General features: G+C 53.1%; 19 protein-coding genes and 1 pseudogene. 7 read left to right on the top strand and 13 right to left on the bottom strand.

From position 1 onward, the window contains the following. The first annotated feature begins 52 nt into the window (after positions 1–52). The gene (locus PCH05_RS16215) at positions 53–1,282 is read left to right on the top strand and encodes a family 8 glycosyl hydrolase (protein ID WP_127603741.1); all 1,230 of its coding nucleotides are present in this window, start codon (positions 53–55) and stop codon (positions 1,280–1,282) included. Positions 1,283–1,380: 98 nt separating this feature from the next. Here the strand turns inward: PCH05_RS16215 and mraY are convergent, their stop codons facing one another. From mraY to PCH05_RS16195, 4 genes are all read right to left on the bottom strand, one after another. Next, positions 1,381–2,352, bottom strand: coding sequence for a phospho-N-acetylmuramoyl-pentapeptide-transferase (mraY, locus tag PCH05_RS16210; protein WP_246049639.1), 972 nt, complete (start codon positions 2,350–2,352; stop codon positions 1,381–1,383). A gap of 137 nt (positions 2,353–2,489) precedes the next feature. Then, a complete protein-coding gene (locus tag PCH05_RS16205) occupies positions 2,490–3,059 on the bottom strand; it encodes a DUF4825 domain-containing protein (protein WP_127603737.1) in 570 nt (189 codons plus the stop codon). Continuing rightward, positions 3,049–3,729, bottom strand: a complete 681-nt coding sequence (locus tag PCH05_RS16200; RefSeq protein ID WP_127603735.1) for a permease prefix domain 1-containing protein — start codon at positions 3,727–3,729, stop codon at positions 3,049–3,051. The genes PCH05_RS16205 and PCH05_RS16200 overlap by 11 nt, the downstream gene beginning before the upstream one ends. Continuing rightward, positions 3,726–4,076, bottom strand: coding sequence for a PadR family transcriptional regulator (locus PCH05_RS16195; RefSeq protein ID WP_127603733.1), 351 nt, complete (start codon positions 4,074–4,076; stop codon positions 3,726–3,728). The genes PCH05_RS16200 and PCH05_RS16195 overlap by 4 nt, the downstream gene beginning before the upstream one ends. A gap of 357 nt (positions 4,077–4,433) precedes the next feature. On the opposite strand from PCH05_RS16195, the gene PCH05_RS16190 reads away from it, so the two are divergent. Continuing rightward, entirely contained in the window at positions 4,434–6,512 is a 2,079-nt protein-coding gene (locus tag PCH05_RS16190) for a GxGYxYP domain-containing protein (protein WP_127603731.1), read from the top strand. A 212-nt stretch (positions 6,513–6,724) separates the two neighbouring features. Here the strand turns inward: PCH05_RS16190 and PCH05_RS16185 are convergent, their stop codons facing one another. Both PCH05_RS16185 and PCH05_RS16180 read right to left on the bottom strand, forming a co-directional pair. Beyond that, a complete protein-coding gene (locus PCH05_RS16185; protein ID WP_127603729.1) occupies positions 6,725–8,524 on the bottom strand; it encodes an ABC transporter ATP-binding protein in 1,800 nt (599 codons plus the stop codon). Then, complete coding sequence (locus tag PCH05_RS16180) at positions 8,521–10,266, bottom strand: ABC transporter ATP-binding protein (RefSeq protein ID WP_127603727.1); 1,746 nt, start codon at positions 10,264–10,266, stop codon at positions 8,521–8,523. Before PCH05_RS16180 ends, PCH05_RS16185 begins: the two co-directional genes overlap by 4 nt. Positions 10,267–10,705: 439 nt before the next feature. Between PCH05_RS16180 and PCH05_RS16175 the strand changes: the two genes are divergently transcribed. Beyond that, positions 10,706–11,383 (top strand): response regulator transcription factor, encoded by a 678-nt coding sequence (locus PCH05_RS16175; protein WP_127603725.1) that lies wholly within the window; start codon positions 10,706–10,708, stop codon positions 11,381–11,383. After that, positions 11,380–12,516, top strand: coding sequence for a sensor histidine kinase (locus tag PCH05_RS16170; protein ID WP_127603723.1), 1,137 nt, complete (start codon positions 11,380–11,382; stop codon positions 12,514–12,516). Before PCH05_RS16175 ends, PCH05_RS16170 begins: the two co-directional genes overlap by 4 nt. A 106-nt stretch (positions 12,517–12,622) precedes the next feature. Here the strand turns inward: PCH05_RS16170 and PCH05_RS16165 are convergent, their stop codons facing one another. Both PCH05_RS16165 and PCH05_RS16160 read right to left on the bottom strand, forming a co-directional pair. Beyond that, on the bottom strand, positions 12,623–13,285 hold the full coding sequence (locus PCH05_RS16165; protein ID WP_127603721.1) for a YwrJ family protein: 663 nt from the start codon (positions 13,283–13,285) through the stop codon (positions 12,623–12,625). 263 nt (positions 13,286–13,548) lie between these two features. Next, entirely contained in the window at positions 13,549–14,349 is an 801-nt protein-coding gene (locus PCH05_RS16160; RefSeq protein WP_127603718.1) for a hypothetical protein, read from the bottom strand. 289 nt (positions 14,350–14,638) lie between these two features. Between PCH05_RS16160 and PCH05_RS16155 the strand changes: the two genes are divergently transcribed. Then, complete coding sequence (locus tag PCH05_RS16155) at positions 14,639–15,793, top strand: CotH kinase family protein (protein WP_246049636.1); 1,155 nt, start codon at positions 14,639–14,641, stop codon at positions 15,791–15,793. Here the strand turns inward: PCH05_RS16155 and PCH05_RS16150 are convergent. From PCH05_RS16150 to PCH05_RS16135, 4 genes and pseudogenes are all read right to left on the bottom strand, one after another. Further along, on the bottom strand, positions 15,773–17,716 hold the full coding sequence (locus PCH05_RS16150; protein ID WP_127603716.1) for an ABC transporter permease: 1,944 nt from the start codon (positions 17,714–17,716) through the stop codon (positions 15,773–15,775). The two genes, PCH05_RS16155 and PCH05_RS16150, sit on opposite strands and share 21 nt — an antisense overlap. After that, positions 17,691–18,461, bottom strand: coding sequence for an ABC transporter ATP-binding protein (locus tag PCH05_RS16145; protein ID WP_127603714.1), 771 nt, complete (start codon positions 18,459–18,461; stop codon positions 17,691–17,693). Before PCH05_RS16145 ends, PCH05_RS16150 begins: the two co-directional genes overlap by 26 nt. A gap of 136 nt (positions 18,462–18,597) precedes the next feature. Beyond that, positions 18,598–19,575, bottom strand: coding sequence for a sensor histidine kinase (locus tag PCH05_RS16140; protein ID WP_127603795.1), 978 nt, complete (start codon positions 19,573–19,575; stop codon positions 18,598–18,600). Beyond that, positions 19,575–20,272: pseudogene (locus tag PCH05_RS16135) on the bottom strand (response regulator transcription factor). The gene PCH05_RS16140 and the pseudogene PCH05_RS16135 overlap by 1 nt, the downstream one beginning before the upstream one ends. 271 nt (positions 20,273–20,543) lie before the next feature. Here PCH05_RS16135 and PCH05_RS16130 point away from each other — a divergent pair. Then, positions 20,544–21,998: a catalase gene (locus tag PCH05_RS16130; protein ID WP_127603713.1), complete on the top strand. Its 1,455-nt coding sequence runs from the start codon at positions 20,544–20,546 to the stop codon at positions 21,996–21,998. Positions 21,999–22,233: 235 nt separating this feature from the next. Here PCH05_RS16130 and PCH05_RS16125 read toward each other — a convergent pair whose 3' ends face one another. Further along, on the bottom strand, positions 22,234–23,343 hold the full coding sequence (locus PCH05_RS16125; RefSeq protein WP_127603711.1) for a glycosyltransferase: 1,110 nt from the start codon (positions 23,341–23,343) through the stop codon (positions 22,234–22,236). Between the two features lie 264 nt (positions 23,344–23,607). Between PCH05_RS16125 and PCH05_RS16120 the strand changes: the two genes are divergently transcribed. Beyond that, a partial coding sequence (locus PCH05_RS16120; protein WP_127603709.1) for a collagen-like repeat preface domain-containing protein occupies positions 23,608–24,574 on the top strand: 967 nt, incomplete at its 3' end.

The raw sequence follows: 24,574 nt of genomic DNA, 5'->3' as shown, positions 1-24,574 counted from the left end.
TTGAAGGTTATGTCATGGATTCAACCCTATGAACCTAAAAGGAGCGAAGTTTATGAGAAAAAACAGGAAATTTTCGTTTAGCAGCAAGGCTGTTACGATGTGTTGTCTCGCTTTTCTTCTGATTCCGGCAGGATTCGCTTTCGCCTCTCCGAACAAGCCGTTCCCGCAGCATACGACATACACCAGCGGCACGATTAAACCGAATAACGTCACGCAAAGCGCGATGGACAGCGCCGTCCAAGCCAAATGGGACAGCTGGAAATCGGCTTATCTGAAGCCGGCAGGTACCGGCAAATACTACGTGAAATATGAGTCCAACGGGGATACGGTGTCCGAGGCCCATGGCTACGGCATGCTGGCGACCGTCCTGATGGCGGGCTATGACAGCAATGCGCAGACCTATTATGACGGACTTTATCAATATTATAAGGCTCATCCGAGCGACAACAATGCGAAGCTGATGGCCTGGAAACAAAACAGCAGCTTCCAGAACATCGAAGGCGCCGACTCGGCGACCGATGGCGACATGGACATCGCCTATTCGCTTCTGCTGGCGGACAAACAGTGGGGCAGCAGCGGCAGCATCAACTACCTGCAGGCAGGCAAAGACATCATCAACGCCATCATGCAGAGCGACGTGAATCAGTCCCAATGGACGCTGCGTCTTGGCGACTGGGCTACAGACAGCACGTACAAAAATGCGACCCGTCCATCGGACTTCATGCTGAACCATATGAAGGCCTTTCAGGCGGCGACGGGCGATACCAAGTGGAAGAATGTCATCGACAAGACGTATACGATTATCAACTCGATTTACAGCGGCTACAGTCCGACCACCGGCTTACTGCCTGATTTCGTCGTCCTGTCGGGTACGACGTACAAGCCTGCATCAGCTAATTTCCTTGAGAGCGCGAATGACGGCAATTACGACTATAACTCCTGCCGTACGCCTTGGCGCATTACGACCGATTATCTGATCAGCGGCGACAACCGCGCGTTGAATCAGCTGAACCAAATGAACACCTGGATTCAGGGCAAAGTCAGCAGCAATCCCAGCAGCGTGAAAGACGGATACAAGCTGAACGGCACCGTTACGGGCTCCGGCGGAAGCGGCGCGTTCTATGCACCGTTTGGCGTCAGCGCCATGACCTCGTCCGCAAACCAAAGCTGGTTGAACGCCGTGTGGACCAAAACGGCAGGCAGCTCGAATGAAGGCTACTACGAAGATAGCATCAAGCTGTTCTCCATGATCGTGATGTCCGGCAACTGGTGGACATATTAATACGGCGGTGACGCATGAGAAGAAAGCCGGGGGCATCCGCTCCCGGCTTTCTTATTTACAGAATTTATCATTTGGAGGAGGTCCAGCATAGACGTTTTTTACATCCAGTACTTCCAAATCATCCAGCAGATCAGCACCGACAGCCAAGAGATGAAGCCGAAGGTCACGACGATCCGGTTCTCGCTCCACCCGTATTTCATGCTGAAGTGGAAATGAATCGGTGCCATCCGGAAGAGGCGGAGCTTGGTCCGCTTGTAATACCATACCTGCAAAATGACCGACAGCTGCTCTGCGAGATATACGGAGAACAGGATCGGAATCAGGATTTCTACCTTCTCGATCACCGCCAAAATGGAGAGCGAGCCTCCGATGGCAAGCGATCCGGTATCGCCCATGAAGGCTCTGGCCGGATAGATGTTGTACAGGAACAGGCCGAGCAGACAACCGATCATGATGAGCGAGAAGGTCTTCACTTCCGGTTTGTCCGAAATCATGAAAAAGAAAAAATACGTCGGGATCGCCACGTTGATGAGCAGTCCGTCCAAGCCGTCCGTAAAATTGATGGCATTGGCCGAGCCGACCACGAACAGCAGGATGACCGCCACATACACATATACGGGGAGGTGCAGATGATAACCCTGAAAGAGCGCAATGTCGCTGGTCAAGCCGAAAGAGTGGAGCAGCGCGTACAAGAGAATGCCCGTGAATATAAACTGCAGCACCAGCTTCATCCGGCCGGAAATGCCGGAGGGGTCCTGCCACGCCGCTTTTTTGAAGTCATCCAGAAAGCCGATGGAGCTGAACAGCAAAAAGGTCACGCAAAGCAGCAGCATGAGCGGAACGGGATGGAACCGCAGCGAGGTCGCCACGCCGATCATGAGAATCAGTCCGGCCATTAGCGGCGTTCCGCGTTTGGCCTGATGATCTGCCGGCAGCTCCGACCGGATCGGCTGCGTCAACCGTAGTCTTCGCAGCGCCCAGATAAGCATGGGCATGAGCACTGCCACCAGCAAAAAGGACAAGCCGGACATGGCCATCATTTCAAACATGCGATAAACACCCTTTTTCATAAAATATTTTCGATGTTGCCTATCCCTATAATATAGTTAATTCGGTCTGCTGGACAAACATTCCTTTATTGTATAAAAGATGGAATACATCCGTAGGAAACCCCTCTGTTGTCCTTCTTGTAAAATAAAAAGCCCGCTTACGCGTCCGTGACGGTAAACAGGCTGGCGATGCCTTTTTGCACATAGGACAGGTCCGCAAGCGGGTCCTGGACAACGGGAATCCATATCTTCGGCGAGTCGGTTAGGGAGGACGGCTTTTTGCCGTACCATGCCTCCAGCCGGCTCCGCTCGGCTATATATACCCGGTCATCGAATTTAAAGCGGATCTGCTTCAGATTGTCGATCAGCGCAAAGGCGGCGGTGGCGTTGTAAATGAGCGAGCGCTCAAGCTTTGCCGAATCCAGATCAGCCGTATCCGCATGATACAGAATATCTGCGGTCAAGCTGTCGGGGTAAAGCTGCATGGTGCTCCGTACTTCATTGAGCGGAAGGGAATGCATCAGGTTGGAGATATTCGAGGCATTGCCCATGTATTTGTTGTGGTATTTCGTAATACTCTCCAGATGATGCGTCAGCGGGCTTTGCTGCTCGGCCGCATAAATCTCCGCATTCCGGTCCCATTGGGGCAGCACCACGTTCTGAACGGCCGCGAACAATAGGATGCCGGCTGCGGCAAGCAGCAGGATGGTTTTGTTTTTAGTCCACATGGCGGCTACCTGCCTCGTATTTTATTTTCAACCGGAGAGAGGCGCTGAAGAGCAGCGGGATGATGATCGTGACAAGCGGCCATGCATAGTTCGCCGCAAGCACGCCAAACTGGTAAGGGCCGGAAAGATGCAGCGGTCGGCCGAACCAGATATTGCTGCCCATATGAAGCACCGTCGTGTACATCGTCATGGTCAGGAAGAAAAGGCCCCAGATGATCCAGGCCAGATTCCGGCTGAGCACAGCGGCAGCATGATTAAAGCTTGATGTCTTCATGGCGTCACCGGCAGCTGCGCCGCGGACGATCAGGTAGATCAGTCCCAGAACAAGGGCTATCAGCGGCAGCAGCAGACTCAGATTCTCTGCCACCCGGAAGAGCCGCATCGGAATCGTGATGATCCAGGCGATCAGGCAGTAGAGCAGGGCTGTTTGCAGCATGGCCGTTCTGTATTTGGAAATATCGTAAGAGGCCTGTTCTTCCAGCAATCCCTCAACGCTCGTCATATTGGCTTTGGCGGCTTCAACCGCCTGGGCGTATTCCATCCCCTCCGCGGTTAAATCCGCGGCTTTAGCCTCCAGATTGCTCAGAATTTCCGCCTTTAATTCCCGAACCTGCCGGGTGGGCGGATATCCCGCGAATAATTTTTCGACATGCTTCTGTAACGGATTCAATGCGATCCCTCCCCGGATTTGATCAGCTGATCGATCAGCATTTTGCCAATATTCCAAGCCTCTACGCTAAGGTGATAGTTTTCTTCTCCCAGCGGCGTTACCGTATAGTATTTCCGGCGTCCGCCTTGGCTTTCATCCCCCCAGTAAGATGTGATGTATCCCTGGGATTCGAGTCTCTTCAGGCTGGTGTACAGCGAAGGCTCCTTCAGCTCGTACTGGCCATTGCTGTATTTATGAATCGATTTAATGATCTCATAGCCGTAATTGTCTCCCTCGCACAATATGCGCAGGATAATCGTATCAATATGGCCGCGGATCAGATCGCTGCTGATGCTGCTTTCACCCACATGCGTTCACCTCGTGAATATAATGTATCACATATTACTATGCGTGACAAAGTAATTTTGATATCCAAAATCTGAGGCACTTGACCTTGTTAATTAATTTACAATCTCCCTTTTTAGATTTTGACCGGTTTACAGGGAATAAAGCACCAGGCCAATACACCGACAGCACTATTTTTGATGAAATCTATTGTAATATTATATTGTATATATTAAATATAGATTATATATATTAGCTGTGAAGGAGATCCTCGATCCATTCGGCGTTCAGCATGCGGGAGATTTTGGGTTCAGGCCGGGAGGAAAGACGTTTTCTTTCATCTGCCAACCAAATCATCGTAAAGTTGAGGTGTATTGTTTATGCTTCGTAAGTTTGCCACGGTTTGTCTCACTGCGGTCTGCGCACTGTCCATCTCTGTAGGCGCATCCGCCGAGCCGGTGTCAAGTTCCACCTCTGTATCCGGCGGCATCAGCGGCATCAAATGGCCGGAATCGCAAGCGCTTCCAAGCTTTGCAAAGGTGAAGCGTCTGGATGTAGCGGACGTTTATGACGCCCCCGGCGACGTCAAGATTATGCTTGCGACCCTGCAGGGCATCGTCAACAGAAGCCAGCCTCGCATTTATTTGCTGGAAAACCAGGAAGAAGGCAAAATGACTTGGTTGAACGATCTCAAGGTACCTTACACGGTACATAACGATCCTTGGGAACTGGTAAGCGAATTTAAGAAGGAAGTGAAGGGAGTCATCGTTTACGATCCGAAAGTACCGGACAGCATTAACGTGGCGACAACCCTTGCCGGACTGAAGGATGCGGTAGTCGTCAGCCCGGAGCTCAGCGCCAAGCTGACGGCGGCTCCTTATGGCCTGAAGGTGCTCGATGATTTGCAGGGCAAGTTTAAGAATAAGATGGACGCTTACACCTGGCAGTACGAGAATTTATGGAAGCAGACTACGCACCGGATGCTGATTGGGCTCAGCCCGGATACGTCGGTGAAGCTGCCTCCGGGACTCCCGCAGTCGTTCAAAGTGGTGGCTGAGGAGAAAACCCAGGAGCGGGATGCGAAGAACCGCCAGACTTACGACCTGGATCTGTCCTCTTATCTGGGTAAGGATGCGGTATACCTCCGCTTTGAGGATGCATTTCAGCAGGATGGATGGGGCGCGGCCGTTCATGAAGTGACCGTGAAGGCGGATGGACAGACGATCGCCCGATTCGTGCCCGGAACCGACGACGAGAAGCCTTTCCTGTACGATGCCCAAGAATCGCAGCTCTCCAGCGGCAGCGGAGGACACCGGTTCGCGGACAACGGACGGTACTTCGTGTACGAGTTTAAAGTCCCTGCAGGCACGACATCGCTGACCGCTTCGGTCGACATGTGGAACCAATTCAAGGTGTACGCGGGCAATGAAGCACCGCCTTCATCGGAGCAGAAGGAGCCGTACGGCTACCTCCGCGATTATGCGGTCGCCAACAAGGCGATGGTGTTCTGGCTAGGCTCCAATACGCCTGAGCAAAAGGCATTGTTTGATAAAATTCTGTCCGATGTGCCAGCAGGCACGCCATACCTCGGCTGGTTCAGCAACGATACCGAAGGTGAGTTCAACGGGGTTGAGCAATTGTCGAACCACAGCGTCTACGTGCTTGCTGCGGACTGGTTCAGCAATCTGACGGTATTTTCCGGGACGGATAACAAAGGGCAGGGGCCGCTGCCGTCGGATAAGGTCAAGTCGCCGAAGCTCGAAAATAAAATTTATGTGACGTACACCTTCAGCGAGGGCGACAATTTCCAGTACAATCAGCACCGGATGCGCCATTTGTGGGATGACCCGAACCGCGGCAAGGTGCCGATCAACTGGACGTCCAGTCCGCTGCTGTACGACGGGGCACCGGCGATGCTGAACTACTACAGAAGCACGGCAACCGCGAATGATCAGCTGATCGCCGGACCTTCCGGCGGAGGATACTTCTACCCGAACGCCTGGCCGGAGAAGACGCTGCCCGAATTCCTGAAGAAGACCTCCCCGTATTTGAAAAAGACCGGCATGACCGTACCTTACGTGCTGAACCGCATCGCGAATCAGAACGTCCAGCTCAGCGATTCGGTCATCAAGGCGTATGAGGACAACTACCGTCCGAACGGGCTGTTCCTGAGCTGGGAGGATCATTCCGGCGTGGATATCGTGAAAGGGAATCTGCCGGTATCGACGATTCAAGGCATTAGTACCGTCGAGGACGGACAAAAGGTTCTGGCGGACGCCAAAGCGAAATGGGACGGCAAATCGCCGCTGTTCATATCGCTCGGACTACTCGCCTGGAATATGACGCCGACCGATGTGGTGAGGCTGACGGATTCGCTCGGACCGGAATACCAGCCGGTGCTGGCTGACCAATATTTCTCTCTCATCCGGGAGGGAAATCATCTGCCAGCCAAGCCGTGATGAACATATGGTTAGAAAAAACGGTCAACGCGATAAGCGCGTTGACCGTTTTTATATATTCATGAAACAGCCATTGACAATAAGACAAAGCACACAGAAAAACGGTGGCTGGATACGCAACAAGGCAGGCCGTATCATGCGGGCCTGCCTTGTTTAGAAGCGTTGGATGAATAGAGCGTAGAACGCAACGTGATGCGTTTGTCGGAAGGGGATTAGAGCTTCGTATTCGCCGTCACCAGGCTTTCATCGGTGTCTTCCTCAGTTGCAACCTCGCCCTGCCACAGCAGCTGCATTTCCGTGCAGGTCCCCAGCAGATCGTCCAAGGACCCTTCTGCTTCAATGCGTCCGTCTTTCATGACAATGATATGATCTGCCTGCGCCAGCGCGGCCTTGCGGTGGGAGACGGCGATACAGGTCACGTCCCGTTCCTTGAACAGCCGATCCCACAGCTGCTTCTCCGTTTCCACGTCGAGCGCGCTCGACAGGTCGTCGAAGATAAACAGATCGGATTCGGTCATCATCATCCGCGCTGTGGCGGCGCGCTGAATCTGGCCGCCGGACAGCATGACGCCTCTTGGGCCGACAAAGGTGTCGAGACCCTTTTCCAAGTCTTCGATATCCTTCTCCATGACGGCCAGGCGGATCGCACGCGCCAGCGTGTCTTCATCAGCCGGGCTTCCTTGGATGATGTTCTCGCGGAGCGTATCGCTGAAGAGCCGCGGCACCTGCGGCGTATAAGCGGCCCGCGGCGGAATCAGGAAGGCTGCCGGATCAACGGTCTGGCCGTTCCAGAGCACGGCCCCGTCCGTCTTGGGCAGCAGTCCGAGCAAGGTTCGAACCAGCGTCGATTTGCCGGAGCCGATCCGTCCGGTAACGACGACGAATTTGCCGCGTTCGAGCGTGAAGCTTACATCTGAAATGCCGTTTTCGGAGTTCGGGTAGGTGTAGGATAACCTTTTGATTTCAAGCCTTTGCAGCCGTTCTTTGGGATCCTTCCGGATGACGGGTGGCTCCGGCGGCTCTCCGTACAGATAGGTTTCGCTCGGTTCCATGATCCGCTCCTGTTCACCGGGACGGAAGAGAACACTCATCCGGTCGAGTGAAACCTTCAGGCGTTTATGCTGGAAGACCATGTAGCCGAACAGCGAAATGCTGAAGGCGATATTGGACAGATAGGTCGTGAATAGCGCGAAGTTGCCGACAGTAAAATGGCCCGCCTTCATCGCCGAAGCGCACATCAACAGGATAATGCCGGTACAGATGCTCAGGACATGCTGGTTCAAAGAACGCATCCACTGCTTGAACAGATTATCCTTCAGCGCCGCCTGCCGGCGGGATTCGTTCAGCTCCACGAAACGCTTGTGGACATGTTCCTCCGCCTGACCGAGCTTAAGCGCCTGCACGGCGCCGAAGGATTCGGCGATAAAGCTCGTGATGCGTCCCGTGGCCTCCCGGTTCTGCTGGCCATACCGTCTGGCACGGTTGCCGGAAAGGTTGTTCAGCAGCGTCACGGCGATCAGCGGAAGCAGGGCGACGAGCGTAATTTGCCAATTGATCCGGGCCATGATGACAAGGGAAATGACGGCAAAGGCGAGCCGTCCCCAAAAATCGACCCAGGATTCCACGTATTCGACGACTTCATCCACGTCTTCGCGAAACCGGCTTACCGCTTCACCCGGAGAAGCAGGGAGGTTGCGGCCCGGCCAACGCATGATTCCCTTGAGCATGTTGGTGCGAAGAATAGCCTGGATGTCGTAAATGTAAGTAACCCATTTGAAGAATGCCCAGAAGAAGACGCCTACGCGAGAAACCCGTACGAGGACGATGAAAATGAGCGGAACGGCAAGCCAGAGGTAGTCATGCGACTGGCTCGTCACCCGGTCGAAGAACCATTCCATCCCGATGCCTAGCAGCAGCGGCAGGGAATGAAAAGCGCCCCAAAGCAATCCGTTGACGATAAAGAGCGATAGGTTATAGGTAAACAGGCGTTTGATAAATATGGATACGGTCATGCCAGATCCTCCTCTCTGCCTGTAATCAGCAGCTGAGCGTAATGCGAGGAAGGATTTTTGGCCAGAGCCTCCCTTTCCCCAAATTCAAGAATTCGTCCGTCTCCCAGCACCATGATGTGATCGACCTGCTCCAGCGTAGAAAGACGATGTGCAATCACGATTCCGGTACAATGCCTCATTAACTGGTCCACGGCCGACTGCAGCATCGCTTCCGTCGCCGCATCCAGACGCGACGAAGGCTCATCGAGGATGACCAGGCTTGGCTGCGTCAGGAAGACGCGCGTCAGGGCAAACAGCTGTGCTTCGCCGGCCGAAAGGGAAGCGCCGCCAGCCTTCAGATGCGTATCGAGGCCTTCCGGCAGCGAATCGATCCACTGCTTCAGCCCGAGACGGCCGGTCGTTTCAAGGATATAATCATCGGATATGCTGCCGTCAAACAAGGTCAGGTTATCGCGAAGCGAGCCGTCGAACAGCTGTACATCCTGCGTGACCATGCCAACCCGGCGATACAGGGCTTCAAGCTTCAAATCCTGAATGTCGGTGCCCCCGACCCGTATGACGCCGCTGTTAATGTTGTACAGCCGCAGCAGCACCCGGCTGAGACTCGATTTGCCGCTGCCGGTCCGTCCAATGATGCCCAGCCGCTCGCCGGGGCGGACGGAGAAGGTAATGTCATGGAGCACCGGCTTATCCGGGTTGTAGCTGAAATTCACATGGTCGAATTCCAGCCCGAGCGCGCCTTCGGGCAGCTCCGTGCGGCTGCCATCCACGATTTCGCTGCGGTTCCCCAGCAGCTCCTGCGAGCGCATCATGCCGGATTTGGCCTTCTGGAATTCCTGCACCTGGTCGCCAAGCTGTTCGATAGGATCATTCAGCATCTGCGTGTATTGATAAATCAGGAAGAGCACACCGAGCGTAATCTGCTTGGTCAGATAATAATGAACGCCGAGCAGCAGTACGACCGTGACCGCGATAGCAAAAAGAACGACGGTGGTGTTCCACGGAATGACCCGCAGCATCCACGCCTTGCGGCCTTTCAGGAATACGTTGCGCATGGCGCGGTAGAACCGGTTCATCACATAAGGCACATTGCCGTTGGCCTGCACGTCTTCGATCCCGGCGATCCGTTCTTCAATAAAGCCGAATAACGCCGCGCTTGCCCCGCGTTCGTCCTTGGACGACTTGACGCCCAGATCGCGGATAAACACCATGGCGCCGATGGAGGCTAGAGTGAAAACGGTCATAACCGTTGCGATCGGCCAATTAATGGTAAACATAAAACTGAGAATTCCGGCGAGAAGCACAAAGCTGCCGATGACCTTAATAATGAACATGGCGAAAAAGTTCGACATGTTCGTCACGTCGCCGTCGATCCGCTCAATCATTTCGCCGGGCGTTTTCACGTTATGAAAGCGCATGTCGAGGCGGAGGCAATGCTTCAGCAGATCGCCGCGAAGCTGGTTCGTGGCACGCCAGGAGACGTCGTTCCCAAGGTAGCTGATGGCTACCGTCAGGACCTGATTGAGAACGGCAAAGATCAGAAATTCGCCGGCCAGCATGAACAGGTCGGAAACGATGCCTTGACCTGCGGCCTTATCGATAAATCTCTGGACAATTTGCGGATTGACGAGCTGAGCCGCTGTAGAAGCGAGCAGCAGAACGAGCAGTACGAGCAGCCGGCCTTTGACCGGACGCAAATACCGGAAGAGCCATGACATGGATGGCTGTTTAGGTTGTTGCATGCGAAAAACCCCCAATTCCAAACCGAACAAGTATGATGTATTTTGCAGCTTTAGGAAATTGCGTCTGGCCGCAGCCCTTTTAATTGACCAGATGCAAATAATATCCATCATACAATAATATGGAAGCGTTACAAGATAAAGTTTAAATAAAAGCAAACTTTATTGATAACGGGTGCCGAGCACCGCCCCCAAGGGAATGCGAGTTCATATTCAGTTCATATTCGCGGTTTATTCTTAAGCCGTGACGGGAATGAAACCAATGTACATTGCAGGACAATACCAACGCTAAACTTGCGGCGCTGCGTGTCCGTCCGTTGTCTGCATGCGGACGAAACCGCAGGGTCTGCAAGTAGTATTTGATGTGATTACGGGATATGATGGCTTTGGAGCCAACTTATTTCAGTAAGTGTATATTTCACGATAGAAAGGAGCCGACGGGATGCCTCTTATTTTAGTGGTTGATGATGATCCGCATATCCGCGAGCTGCTCACCCATCTGCTCAAGAGCGAAGGCTTCCACACCGCGGAAGCCGCAAACGGGCATGAAGCGCTGGAAGTGCTCGAAACGACACGGGCCGATCTGGTCGTGCTTGATATAATGATGCCGGGCATGGACGGATGGGAGCTGTGCAAGGAGCTGACGGAGGATTATGAGGATTTGCCGATATTGATGCTGACAGCAAAAGGCGAGACTGTCCATAAGGTCAAGGGCTTCGACCTGGGTACCGACGATTATCTCGTCAAGCCTTTCGATCCGCCGGAGCTCATCGTGCGGGTTAAGGCGCTCCTGAAGCGCTACCGGATTTCAGCCTCGCAGCAGATTCATATCGGCTCTTTAAGGCTCAACCGCAAAACCTATGAATGCTATAACGGTGAGGAAGGCATTACGCTGCCCCTGAAGGAATTCGAGCTGCTGTTTTTGCTGGCGAGCTATCCGGGCAAAACGTTTTCCCGCGACCAGCTGATCGAGCAGATCTGGGGGTTTGATTACGAAGGTGATGAACGCACGGTCGACGTGCATATCAAACGCCTCCGGGAACGCTTCCCGACGGATGAACAGGACTTTCAGATCCGAACGATCCGCGGGCTCGGCTACCGGCTGGAGGTGATAGGATGAACAAGCAAAAAGGCTTGTGGATGAAGTTGCGGGTGATAAGTTTTATGCTGATGGTCCTAACCGGACTTTCCCTATGCTGGACGGCGGCCTACTTTCTCTTCCGGTGGTTTGGATGGCACTGGACCGGCTTGGTAAGACAGCTCGGCGTCTCCGTATTAGGGTTTATCCTGTTCGGCTTCATTATTTGGATTATCTCCCAATTCGGACGCAAAAAAGAGATTGAATTCTACCAAAGCATCATCGACGCTTTTCGGCGGATTGCCAGAGGAGACTTCAGTGTCTCTCTATCGCTTGAAGGCTTGGACGACGGCCGTTTTACGGATATTATCAAAAGCATCAACGACATGGCAGCGGATCTTAATAAGCTTGAAACGATGCGCCAAGGGTTCATTTCGGACGTTTCCCATGAGATCCAGTCTCCGCTGACGTCCATCAGCGGCTTTGCGCGCGTGCTGAAGGAAAAGGAGCTGACCCCGGAGGAACGGGAGCATTATCTGGATATTATCGAGCAGGAAAGCCTCCGGCTTTCCCGCCTGTCGGAGAACATGCTGCGGCTGGCTTCGCTCGACTCGGAGCAGCATCCTTTTCAGCCCGTCCCGATGCGTCTGGATAAGCAGCTCCAGACGCTGATCCTGGCCTGCGAGCCGCAATGGCTGGAGAAGAATTTGGACGTATCGGCCGATCTGACCCCGGTCATGATGGACGCCGATCCCGACCTGCTCAGCCAGGTATGGGTAAATCTGCTGCATAACGCTATCAAATTCACGCCTCCCGGCGGTGCCATCGAAGTCCGGCTGGAAGCGGACGAAGAGGAGGTGCGCGTCATGGTGGCCGATTCGGGCATCGGCATTTCGAAGGAAGACCAGATGCATATCTTCGAACGCTTCTTCAAGGCGGATAAATCAAGAACCCGCTCCGGCGGAGGGAGCGGGTTGGGACTTTCCATCATTCAAAAAATCGTGGAAATGCATCACGGCAGCGTAAGCGCCGACAGCAATCTAGGCACAGGTACGACGATGACTGTAAGGCTGCCGAAAGCGGCGGCAAGGGTCCCGGCTGAAGCGCCGCCAGCAGCGCCCGTGCTCGGGAAGAAAGGCCGAGCGTCTCGTTCTGCGGCGAAAGATACACCCTGACGGTTTCTATCGGCAAATCCAGTTCGGCGCCGAATGGCTTGTGGCTGTTCCACCAATGCCCGTCCGCCTGTATCCGGCGCATGGAGAGTGGAGTGCAAGCAGGCGGTTAAGGCAGATGAATCGATTTGATATGGTCACAGTGAAGCAGGATCGTGGTTCCTCCGGCCTCCACCAGTTCGATCATTCGGTTATCCACCTTTTTTAACAGCCCTGCCTTGAGTGGGGATTCCCCCAGATCGAAGATGACAAGTTCATTCTGGAACTTCTCCAGCTGTTGGTCGAGCGTGCGGGAGAGCGGAATTGCAGGCTGCTGTACTTGAAAAAGATGCTGGTTCAGAGAGAACGGGGTCATGCTTGGCGGCAGCGGACACAGATATTTCACGTGGTGGAGCGGTATATAGACGGAATGATACAGCGGGGAGAAGAAAATAAAGTAATCGTTCATAATACTTGTCAAGTAACCATACAGGGGATCAGGGCCTCCCAGCCCGATTTCCGTAAAAATCCCCCTGGAATTCATCAGCATTTTCCGATAGGAAATATGGTTATGGTCTACCAGTGGTTCCATATCGCCCGGAGAAGCATCGTCGCCGTCCTGCGTGAGCTTCATTTGCTGTACATGATGGATGGGTACGTAAATATATCGTGTTTCCGAGAAAAGAACCAGGATATCGCTGCCCAGATCTACGAGCTCCCCGATAACCGGAACTTTATAACCGGAGATTTTCAGCTCAACTTTTTTCCCAAGGAGAGAACGTATCGACTCCATAAACGACCTCCTTTCTCGCTTTATCGACTTCAATGGAGAGCGGAAGCGGGACGGATGCCCGATTGTTGTCACCAGATAGTCACACGAGCATATACTGTTTCGAACATCCTTTTTTACTAAGGATGCTTTGCTGAAAAGGACGACCCCTGCGGGCTGCAGAAATCCGTATACTGCTGCGCACAGGAAACGGCTTCATCGTTCTCGCAGGGGACGCCTAATTTTGAAAAAGTTCAGTGATTTAGTAAGCCCGCATAATCGGCCTTTTATTCACCGCTGCTGTTTCTGCGCCGGTTGCCTCTGCGATTACCTTTGCGGTTGCCCGTGCGACTTCCGGTTCGGTTGCCTGTTCGGTTACCGGTTCGACTAGTGCTTCGACTGCCCCAACTCATGCTGCCCCATGTCCGGCTGCCGCGGCTTAGATTCCCTGCCGTTTGATTCCCACGAGTCGGGTTTCCGCCGCTATTGGCTCCGCCTTGGTTACCCTTGGACTGGTTCCCCCCCGATTGGTTGCTATTCTTGTTGCCGTTGCTGCTATTCTTGTTGCCGTTGCTGTTATTCTTGTTCCCCTTGCTGCTGTTTCCGCTGGAGCTGCCGAGCACGGTTACCGATTTAATATGGAAGATTTGAATCCGGACAACCTCTTCCCCTTTTACGGCAAGCATCAGATAGTTTTGGTTGGCATTAATAATAATGCCCTCCAGCTTTTCGGGCCCGCCGCGGTTAATTTGTACATGGCGGTATTGCAGGGATTGAAGCAGTCCGACAAAGCTGTGAGCCTGGATCGGGCGCGCCATGGCGGACTGCACCCCTCCTGAACGCGATCCTCCCGACCGGGCACCGACGGATTGGCTGGTTCCACCCTGCGCTCCTCCGGATTGACCCGTGCCAGTGACGCTTTTGATGTGGGCGGTACTGACATAAACGATGTGTTTGTCTTTGGCCCATATCGCCAGATAGTTGTTCTGCACGGCGAGCAGCACACCCTCTACCATGTCCGGTCCGCCGCGATTGATCTTCACGGTTTGACCGACCAAGCCCATCAAATCATTACCGGTTAAAGACATTTCACATTCCCCTTTCTCTTAATCATTAGGTAGACGAAGAAGAGCGTCCTTTCGTCCTTCAAGTCTATCTATGCTCTATTTATATGTGTCCTCGAGCGAGAGGGGACTAGCCGGATATACTAGATTCGCAAAATTCGGCTCATATCCCGTTGTCGGATTGCTAGAATCGGATCAAGCATATAATCCCCGACACCGAGACGTTTGCCCTGACGGCATACGCTGATGCAGCATAGGATGGTGAAGAGCCTGTAATAGGCCTATTATTCATGTTGGAAAGGCGGTTGCGTGCATGGGTCTGCCCGTTTACCGGATCGTGATCAAGGAGAAGGATTTGACGCAGATGGAAAGGCAGATTTGGTCCGACAAGTTCGTCCCGGCAACCTTTACCGACGGAAACGGAACGCAGCCGGTCCAAATCCGTTACCGAGGCGGTCATACGCGAGAGTATCCCAAAAGGTCATATGAGATTCAAACCTCCCGCTTGACCTATCATTTTAATGCGGAGCATGACGATCCTTCGCTGCTCCGAAATGCGCTTTCGTTTCACTTTTTTAATGAGATCGGCGTTCCGGCTCCGTCCACGAAGCACTGCGTTCTTCAAATAAACGGAGTGATTCAAGGGGTTTATTTGAGGATCGAGGCCGTCAACCAGACCTTTTTTCGAGTGCGTAAAATACCGGTAAGAAGCATTATCTATGCTGTGAATGATAATGCTACCTTTGAGCTGAAGGATGTAAATACAGAGAAACCTAAGAGTTCGTTGTTTTCGGGATACAGCCTGATGAAGGGAACGGGAGAGGATCGCCTGAGACTGACCGGCTTCATCCGGAATATCCATTCGAAACGCGGAATCGCGCTGCAGAGATATTTGAACGGACGGCTTTACATGGACAATTATCTGAAGTGGCTGAGCGGGGCCGTGCTTACAGGCAATTATGACGGATTTCGGCAAAACTATACGATTTTCGAATACAAGAAGAGACGGGCATACGGCTTTCTCCCATGGGATTATGAAGGGACCTGGGGCCGCAACTGCTACGGTAAGGCGGTCGCTTCCGACCTGGTGAAGCTCAAGGGAGACAACCGGCTGACCGCGAAGGTCATGGCATACCGTGCATACCGCAAGCAATACAAGCAGCGCTTGGAGCACATACTGGCCACTTCGTTTACCAGCCAGAAGCTCATGCCGGTAGTCAAAAAAATGCATAGACAAATTGAAGAGGATGTATACCGTGATCCGAAATACAAATGGCCAGCCTCTCAGCATGTTTGCCTCCGAGCCGGAGGTCATCCAGGCTTACATCGAAGACAGGCGCAATGTTATCCGGCGCGAGCTGCACAATCTATGAAACCTGGCAGACGGACAAAAAGAAGACATCTGCAGCCGAAGATGTGCAACGGGCAGATGTCTTTTCAATTGGTGTTACAGCAGTTTTTGATATAAATGGTTCAGATAACGCCAGCGTGTCCCGAAGAAGTAGATGACCTGGATGGCGAGGAACGTGGCAAAGATCGACAGCGTATGGGTGGAGATAGAGAAATCCACCAGCTGCTGCAGCGCAACAAATGCCACGCTGCTGTGGATAAAGGCGATCAGCAGCGGCAGGAAGAACATGAGCACAAGCTGCCTCGTCACGGTTTTGGCCAACTCCTTGCGGCTGAGGCCAACCTTGGAGATCATCCGGTACTGCTCTTCGTCCCTGGAAAGATCGGCATAGAGTCTGAAATAGATAAAGCTGGCGGCAAAGGTGAAAAACACGATGCCGATGAGTCCGCTGACGATCAGCAGCATGCCGTTGGTTTGCCTGGATTCCACCCACTGGGTGACCAGCGCGCTGAATTGAAAGGGGACAAATTGCAGCGATTGAGTATCGCTACTATATATGGCCGCTGTTAATTCCCGTGTAACGGCGCGCGTATCGTGCCACTTCGGGACGACAAATTCTACATATTTTACCTTCATTAGATTGCCGGCGTTAAATGTGTCGTAATCCGAATCGGTAACGATATAAATTTTGAAGGCTTCCGGAATGACGATATGCGGAAGAGCCTTTTTGATATGCATGGTCATTTCCTGGTTGCCCTCGAAGTGAACCATCCTTACCGTGTCGGCGCCTGTCCCCTCCAGCTTGTATTTGCTGTTCTGGGATATGGTTGAAGGGGCTGCAAGCGTCTCCCCGTTTTGGAGCGTTTCCCGGTCATAACCGAGTGCTGCGGCCAGACGGTTATATTCGCTCAGCTTGACCAGTGTGAATCCTTCCTTGGTATGGGTCGGGGTATAGGAGGCCATCTGGTAAGCGAAGCCTTCCCGTTTCAAAGTCTCCTCGATCAGGCGGATATGCTTTTGTTCGAAGCTGTTTTTCTGATCGGATTCATTAAAGGAAATATACGAAAAAGCATACGGGTTTATCATGGCGGCCAGTCCCGGATCGCCGATGGCCAGGGAGGTGCCGATGCCCGTGAAGGCGGTGGCCGAAATAACCGATACCATGAAAAACATGACGGCATTGTCTTTCATCCGGTAGACTAGCTCCGAGATCGTCAGCAGATTCGTACGGTTAAAGAAAACGTGCGGCCTTTTCTTCAAAGCTCTCATGACATACACGCTAAGCTGGGTGAACAGGAAATAAGTTCCGATAATTACCAGCGCCACGCCGCCGAACAGCAGTGTGAACGACAGAATACGCCGAATCACGAAGAGCAGCACGCAGGCGTAACCGAGCCCAATGAGCAGTACCGACAACAAGGACAGCAGAACGGAGGCCTTCGGTTCAGGCTTCGGCTTATCTTCCGACTTGATCAGATCCGCCAGCGTTCCTTTTTTCGTCAGGTATGACGTGAAGGCGGCCACGATCACGAACAGAATAAAGTACGCCGCAGCCGTAATCAGGATGGCTTTCCCCGGCAGGTAGAACGGCAGCCCGTGTTCGACGGCGAGCAGGGTGGCGCAAATCAGAAGAATCAGCTTGGAAAATACGACGCCCACCAGGATGCCTGTGATGATGGCGAAGATGCCGATCACGATATTTTCGATGAAAAGCATGCGGTTCAGCTGTTTGCGGGACATGCCGAGCAAAAGCAGGATGCCGAACTCCTTTTTGCGCAGCTTGATGAAGGCGCTCACCGAGTACAGCAGAAACAGGAAGGAAAAGACAAATACAATCACCTGCGATATCTTCATGCCCATCGTGCCCAGCACGCTCAGCGTCGTACTGCCGGAAACGATAGATCCGCGAAGGTCGGGATGAAAAGCCAGCAGGGAATACGTAAAGAAGATCATGACCGAAAAGGCGCTGCTCAAAAAATGGGCGACGTAAGTCCGCTTGTTCCGGAGGACGTTGTTAAATGCGAACTGACGGAAATTCATGCCCGTTCCCTCCCAGCAGCGACAAGACGTTGATAATCTTTTGATAGAAGGAGGCGCGGTTGTCTCCATAATAAATTTCGTTATAGAGCTGGCCGTCTTTGATGAATATGACTCGGCTGCAGTAGCTCGCAGCAACCGGGTCGTGGGTAACCAGCAGCATCGTCGCCCGATCCTCCCGATTGCGCTGGCTCAATATGTCCATCACATCGCGTGCCGACTTGGAATCGAGGTTGCCCGTAGGCTCATCCGCGAGCAGCAGCTTGGGCTCATGGATTAGGGCCCGGGCGATGGCCGTGCGCTGCGCTTGTCCTCCGGAGATTTCATAGGTGCGTTTATCAAGGATGGGGACGATATCCAGCTTCTTCGCGACCGCTTCGACCCGCGCGTTCATTTCTTTGAGCCCCACACCGTCCAAGGTCAGCGGAAGCAGGATGTTCTCCTTGACCGTTAACGTATTCAGCAGATTGAAGGATTGGAAAACAAAGCCGAGCTCGCGCCGGCGGAACAGGGCAAGCTTGTTCGGCGACAGCGTGAAGGGGTCTTCGCCGCCGATGCGGATTTCGCCCGAGGTGGGCTTGTCGATGGTCGAGATCATGTTCAGAAGCGTCGTCTTGCCGCTTCCGGAAGGGCCCATGATGCCTACGAATTCACCTTCATGAATGGTAAGATCGATGTTGGAGAGGGCCTCGTAGGAGACCATGCCTTTATATATTTTGCCGAGATTTCGAACAGACAACATTTCCATTGGCTGTACAACGCCTCCTTATTAGTCGATACCCCCAGTGTACCTGCCCGGACGGGAATCTCCTATCGACACATCTTTCACCTATCTTACACCGCTGTAAGATTCACGCGTCTCATCATATGAAGGGCAGCCTGGTCTACGAAAAATGAATTCGTACGAGCGTCCCTTCCCCCTCGGCGGATTCCAGTTCGATCCGATGATTCAGCCTGCCGACGACCTCCTTGACGAGATACAGGCCCATGCCTGTGGACTCTTTGAAGCGCCTGCCGTTTTCGCCGGTATAGAAGGGGCGGAATACCCGCGGCAGATCGGATTTCGGAATGCCTGCACCACGGTCTTGGATTTCGAGAATGACCTCGTGTCCCGTTGTTTTGGCCGAGACCGTAACCTTATGGCCGCTTCCCGCGGAGTATTTGATGGCATTACTCAGCAGTTGCCCCAGCACGAACCTCATCCATTTGGGATCCGTTCGTACGGATATCCCCTCTTCGATGCTTACCTCCGGATAAACATGGCTGCGGATGAAATACCGCTTATGCTCGTGTACCGTATCCCTTGCAAGCTCGTTCAGGTTCACGTTCTCCACGCCAAAATCCTGTTCAAAGGTATCCAGCCGCGCGACATAGAGCACCATCTCCAGCCCCTCCCGCAGCCGGTCGGTTTCCTCCGAAATGCTGACAAGCCGTTCATCCTCTTCCTCCTGCGTGACCATCTCAATGACGGACAGCGGCGTTTTCATCTGGTGAACCCATTGGTTCATGAATGTAAGGTAATCTTCATTTTTACGCTTCCAGCTCTGAAGCATGTTCTGATACTGCCTGTACTGCGTCTCGAGCAGCTCGCTGAGAGCGGAAGGAAGCGGCGCCGGTTCATGCTTTTGTACAGATTCGGAGAGAGATTCGAATGGATTGGAGAGACGGGCATAAAAGCCGCGGTGCGTGACAAAACGGAATACGAGATACCCTGCGAATAGGAACAGTCCAAGAAAGAGGGCATACAGGGCCGTCAGCGGATGGTCGTAGCCATCGAACCAGAACACCATCAGTACGCCGAGCAGCTCAAGCAAGGTGAATATCAGCAAGGGGAGATGCTCCCTGATAAATAGCTTCATGATTACGATAGATCCTTCCATGTCGTATTCAGGCGGTAGCCGAGTCCCCGCACCGTTTCCAAGGCATCCCCAATCCCAAGCTCCGTCAAGCGTTTCCGTACCCGGGTAATGTTGACGCTCAGGGTGTTGTCGTCCACGAAAGCGTCATCCCACAGCTTTTCCAAAATGACCTCACGGCCTGACTACCCGCGGGCTTCGTTCCAGCAGGGTTTCCATGTATGGCTTCTTTTTTGCTGAGCGTTACCGTTTCGGCTCCCAGCTTCAGCTCCATGCGTTCCGCGTACAGGATCAGCCCGTCCTTTTCGACGGTGCGTTCTTCATTCCTGGAGGCGAATTCGCCATAGACGCGGCGGAGCTGGCTGCGGATTTTGGCGATAACAATTTCATAGTAAAAGGGCTTGGTAATAAAATCGTCGGCGCCGTTTTCAAGCGCCATCACCTGATCCATTTTCCCGCTGCGCGCGGAGATGAAAATAATCGGGCAGGTGGAAATCTGCCGGATCTGCCGGCACCAGTAATATCCGTCAAAGCTCGGCAGATTGATGTCCAGCAGCACGATATGGGGCTCATGCGCCGCGAATTGTTCCAGCACATGCTCAAAATCATGAATAACGATGGCTGTATCCCCGTATTTTTCAATATGGGACTTTAGCAGGTCCGCAATTTTCGGATCATCTTCAACGATAAGGATTGTATACATCAGGACAGCTCCTTCATGGATTAATGGACGGGAAGCCGTTATGAACCATATTATACACACTGCATGCGGCTTCGCGAAAAAGCCGGGGCGTAACGTCTCTGCTATAGACGAGATTTTACGGCATAACACTGCAAATATAAGCATATAAATATTTAGATTATAATTATTATAATTTAATATTGATTTTCATTATTGCCTGCGTTACAATGAAACACACCAGTTAATTATTTAGAATTATTCTAATTTAGATATATGAGGAGGCGTTGTACCGATGGCAAAATTGACAACAAACCAAGGGGTACCGATTGGAGACAATCAAAATTCAAGAACGGCAGGGCAGCATGGCCCCACATTGCTGGAAGATTATCAGCTGCTGGAGAAGCTGGCGCATTTTGACCGAGAACGCGTGCCGGAGCGCGTCGTTCATGCACGCGGGGCAGGGGCGCATGGCGTATTCAAGCTGACGAACAGCATGAAGCGATATACGAAAGCGGCATTTTTGCAAAATGAAGGCCAGGAAACGCCGGTGTTTGCCCGTTTCTCCACGGTCATTCACGGCTTGCATTCCCCGGAGACGCTTCGCGATCCGCGCGGCTTTGCGGTGAAATTTTATACGGAGGAAGGCAACTATGATTTCGTCGGCAATAATCTGCCGGTATTCTTTATCCGCGACGCGATGAAGTTTCCGGATATGGTTCACTCGCTGAAGCCGGATCCGCGCACGAACATACAGGATCCGGATCGTTACTGGGACTTTATGTCGCTGACGCCGGAATCGACGAACATGATGGTACACCTGTTCACAGATGAAGGCATTCCGGCGGGCTACCGCCAGATGCGCGGCTCCAGCGTTCATGCCTATAAATGGATTAACGAGTATGGCAATACGGTATACGTGAAGCTGCGCTGGGTACCCAAGCAGGGCGTGAAAAACCTGAGCCCGGCGGAGGCTTCGGCGATTCAGGCGAATGATTTCAACCATGCGAGCCGGGACCTGTATGAAGCCATTGAGCAAGGGGATTACCCGGAATGGGATTTGTATGTACAGGTGCTGGATCCTGCGGACCTCGACAGCTTCGATTTCAATCCGCTGGATGCCACGAAAGACTGGTTCGAAGAGGATATTCCTTACCAGCTGGTCGGCACGATGACGCTGAACCGGAATCCGGAAAACATTTTTGCGGAGACCGAATCCGTAGGATTCAATCCGGGCGTGCTGGTGCCGGGGATCGAGCCATCGGAGGATAAGCTGCTGCAGGGACGGCTGTTCTCCTACTCGGATACCCAGCGCCACCGCATCGGGCCGAACTATTTGCAGCTTCCGGTCAACTGCCCGTTCGCGCAGGTCAGCAACAACCAGCGTGACGGCGCCATGCCGTTCAAACAGCAAACCAGCCGGATCAATTATGAACCGAACCGGTACCAGGATACGCCGAAGGAAGATCCGGCTTACCGGGATGCTCCGCAGCCTGTTCATGGGGTTGTCTCCCGGGAGAAAATCAATAAGCCGAATGATTTCGGCCAGGCCGGTCAGGTCTTCCGTAAGTATACGCCTGAAGTGCAGGCGCAGCTCGTGAGCAATCTGGCAGCCGATCTGGCGGTTGTTGCGGATCAGACCAAACTGCTTGCCATCTGCAATTTCTACCGCGCCGATGAGGAGCTGGGCAAACGTCTGGCGGATGTTCTTCAAGTGGATTTGGCTCCGTTTTTGTCCCGGATGTCTTAATATAACGAGATTCAATACGTTTTCAACATCGATGAACACATTGATAAACACTCTGTAACGCTGCACCTATGCACAGGAATATCACGCCTTTTATATAAAGAGCCGAGGATCATGATCCTCGGCTCTTTTTTGTCGCAGCACGCATTGCTTTTAAATTTCCTTGATGGCAATCATCACAGCCGGTTATGCGTTGCTTCTGCGGTAGTGAGTGCTTTTCAAGCGAAAGTTCTTTTCTTTACGTACTCGGGACAGTGGCAGCACCGGAAACCTGAGCAAGCCCAAGCTTATCCTCCAGATAGGCTTTGTTGCTGATGACGGACGGGTGATCCGGCTGGTACTGGCGCGCTGCCTCGTTGTGGCGGTAAGCCAAATCATAAAGGCCGAGGCGGTCGTAGCAGACGCACAGCTGCAGATGGGGCAGCCAGGTGGAGCAGCTCAGGTTCTGCATGCCCCACGAATGCTCGGGTACGGAGATTTCAAGCGCCTGTTTATACCAATATAAGGAAGCGTTGTAGTCGTTTTTTTGCAGAAAATGATATCCCATGCGGCAGCAGGCATCCGGGCGGGGCGGGCCGTATTCAAAAGCTCTTAAAATGCTGGCAAGCTCCATGGAAGTATCCCCTAGCTCGTGATAGCAATCGGCAAGCTTGCCGCAGGCCGCAATATTGTCCTCGATCCACCCCCTCCCTTCCTTCAGGAAACGCTGGTAATATACGGCGGCCATTTCAAAGAAACGGTGATCCTTCAGTTCATTCGCAAAATAGTAGATATCTCTTGGCGAAAAGCTTTCACCGGCGGATTGTCGTTTCATGTAAATGTCCAAATTCCGGTCGCTGTCGCGGTCATCGCCGCAGTGCGTGACAGCAATATCGCTGTCGAGGATCCGGCCTCCAACCTCAAGATATTCATGAACAGCCCCCTTCCAGCGAAACTGGTTGCTGCGTTTGACAAGGCGATTTCGTCGCAGGCTGGAGACCACGTTTCCCTGCGCGTCAAAGGCCAGGTGGTATTTCATAGTAACGGAGTCGACTTCCGTGTCCAGCGTGCTTTTTAACGCGAGCAGTTTCGCCAAGTCGTCCTCCATGAGAATGTCATCCGCATCCAGCCATAATATGTAATCCATCTCCGCCTGATCGAAAGCAAAGTTGCGGGCAGCCGCAAAATCGTCGATCCATTCGAAATCGAAGATGTTCCGGGTGAATTTGCGGGCGATCCGTTTGGTGCTGTCCGTCGAGCCGGTATCGACAATGATAATTTGATCGACAGCCTTCTGCACGGAGGAAAGGCAGCGGTCCAGAGCATTCTCTTCGTTTTTGACGATCATGCATAAGCTGATGCTTATCATTATTTATCACTCCTTGGCATGAAAGATCATTTGGGCAGGAATAATTGCCAAAACCTAGTAAGTGGTACAAATCTCATGAATACATTAGGTATTGGGCTGCAATGGAAGGATCTCATGCGGTATCAGTCATATGTATGACGCAAAATTGGAAAGCAGACCGCAAACGGGGTGCCTGGCGGAAGGGCGGCTGACGTCCATGCACCTGAAAAAACGCGAGGGAAATGATTGTACCGCGGCAACAAAACACAGGAGGAGGAAAGATACATGAGCTTGAATGAAAACGAAGACGAGAGAGGATTGGGACCGGACAGGGACGAAATCGGCGTCATTCCGATTACCGCCCAGCAGACCGAGCAGCTCATCGGGCTCTTGTCCCGTCTGCTGCAGACGGTTCCACCTGCCCTGCTCAGGCAGGACCCGGCGTCGATAGCGGCTTTAAAGGACGTCTTTAAAAGATTGCAGACGTTTGTAACGGACTCCGAATTCCCTGTAAGAGACAAAGCGCTTCTTCAGTCTGCTCTTGAACTTGCGATCACGATGTGCGAAGCGATTCCGGCATCGGGCGTAGGGCTTCTCATCAATTTGGAGGAAAACCTGGATGATCTATTATCCACGGTTCTGCTGCTCCGGTTGAAACCGGTGGTCAAGGATACGATGGTTGAGCTGATCCGTCAGATTCAGCGTACCATTGGGGACATCCTGCCTTCCGTATCGCTGGGATCCGGAACGCAGGGACCCCCAGGTCCTCCAGGGCCTCAGGGACCCGCCGGACAGCAGGGTGTTCCAGGCCCTCCCGGAATCCAGGGTCCTGCAGGTGCTGCTGGCGCACAAGGTCCAGCCGGTGCAACCGGACCAACCGGACCAACGGGCGCCACGGGAGCCGGACTGACTGGCATCGTTCCGTTTGATCCGGCCCAGGCGCCGAATTATCGGGCTGGCCAGGTGGTTTCGTTTGGCGGCAGTACTTATCTGGTCAATGTCAATGCACCCGTAGGGACGCCGGGTTCGTCTCCGGATTACACGCTTTTGGCGGCTGCAGGCGCCACGGGTGCGACAGGGGCTACAGGAATAGGGTTGGACGGCGTCGTTCCTTTTGATCCTGCGCAAAGTCCAAGTTATCCGCAGGGTCAAGTCGTTACTTACGATGGAAGCACGTATATTGCAGATGTAGCCGGTCCGAGCGGCACGCCGGGAGGATCACCGGACTATACGCTTTTGGCGGCAGCCGGCA

Origin of the sequence: Paenibacillus chibensis (assembly GCF_004001045.1) — a bacterium.
Taxonomy (GTDB): domain Bacteria; phylum Bacillota; class Bacilli; order Paenibacillales; family Paenibacillaceae; genus Paenibacillus_AQ; species Paenibacillus_AQ chibensis.
Note: the sequence above shows the minus strand (reverse complement) of the source record. Positions and strands in the feature narration are given on the sequence as shown.

What these genes read in the sequence shown, in the direction of transcription:
- PCH05_RS16180 (WP_127603727.1), bottom strand. Translation starts at nt 10,266, where the DNA reads ATGCAACAACCTAAACAGCCATCCATGTCATGGCTCTTCCGGTATTTG.
- PCH05_RS16175 (WP_127603725.1), top strand. Translation starts at nt 10,706, where the DNA reads ATGCCTCTTATTTTAGTGGTTGATGATGATCCGCATATCCGCGAGCTG.
- PCH05_RS16205 (WP_127603737.1), bottom strand. Translation starts at nt 3,059, where the DNA reads ATGTGGACTAAAAACAAAACCATCCTGCTGCTTGCCGCAGCCGGCATC.
- PCH05_RS16150 (WP_127603716.1), bottom strand. Translation starts at nt 17,716, where the DNA reads ATGAATTTCCGTCAGTTCGCATTTAACAACGTCCTCCGGAACAAGCGG.
- PCH05_RS16215 (WP_127603741.1), top strand. Translation starts at nt 53, where the DNA reads ATGAGAAAAAACAGGAAATTTTCGTTTAGCAGCAAGGCTGTTACGATG.
- PCH05_RS16130 (WP_127603713.1), top strand. Translation starts at nt 20,544, where the DNA reads ATGGCAAAATTGACAACAAACCAAGGGGTACCGATTGGAGACAATCAA.
- PCH05_RS16170 (WP_127603723.1), top strand. Translation starts at nt 11,380, where the DNA reads ATGAACAAGCAAAAAGGCTTGTGGATGAAGTTGCGGGTGATAAGTTTT.
- PCH05_RS16190 (WP_127603731.1), top strand. Translation starts at nt 4,434, where the DNA reads ATGCTTCGTAAGTTTGCCACGGTTTGTCTCACTGCGGTCTGCGCACTG.
- PCH05_RS16125 (WP_127603711.1), bottom strand. Translation starts at nt 23,343, where the DNA reads ATGATAAGCATCAGCTTATGCATGATCGTCAAAAACGAAGAGAATGCT.
- PCH05_RS16165 (WP_127603721.1), bottom strand. Translation starts at nt 13,285, where the DNA reads ATGGAGTCGATACGTTCTCTCCTTGGGAAAAAAGTTGAGCTGAAAATC.
- PCH05_RS16155 (WP_246049636.1), top strand. Translation starts at nt 14,639, where the DNA reads ATGGGTCTGCCCGTTTACCGGATCGTGATCAAGGAGAAGGATTTGACG.
- PCH05_RS16185 (WP_127603729.1), bottom strand. Translation starts at nt 8,524, where the DNA reads ATGACCGTATCCATATTTATCAAACGCCTGTTTACCTATAACCTATCG.
- PCH05_RS16160 (WP_127603718.1), bottom strand. Translation starts at nt 14,349, where the DNA reads ATGTCTTTAACCGGTAATGATTTGATGGGCTTGGTCGGTCAAACCGTG.
- PCH05_RS16145 (WP_127603714.1), bottom strand. Translation starts at nt 18,461, where the DNA reads ATGGAAATGTTGTCTGTTCGAAATCTCGGCAAAATATATAAAGGCATG.
- mraY (WP_246049639.1), bottom strand. Translation starts at nt 2,352, where the DNA reads ATGAAAAAGGGTGTTTATCGCATGTTTGAAATGATGGCCATGTCCGGC.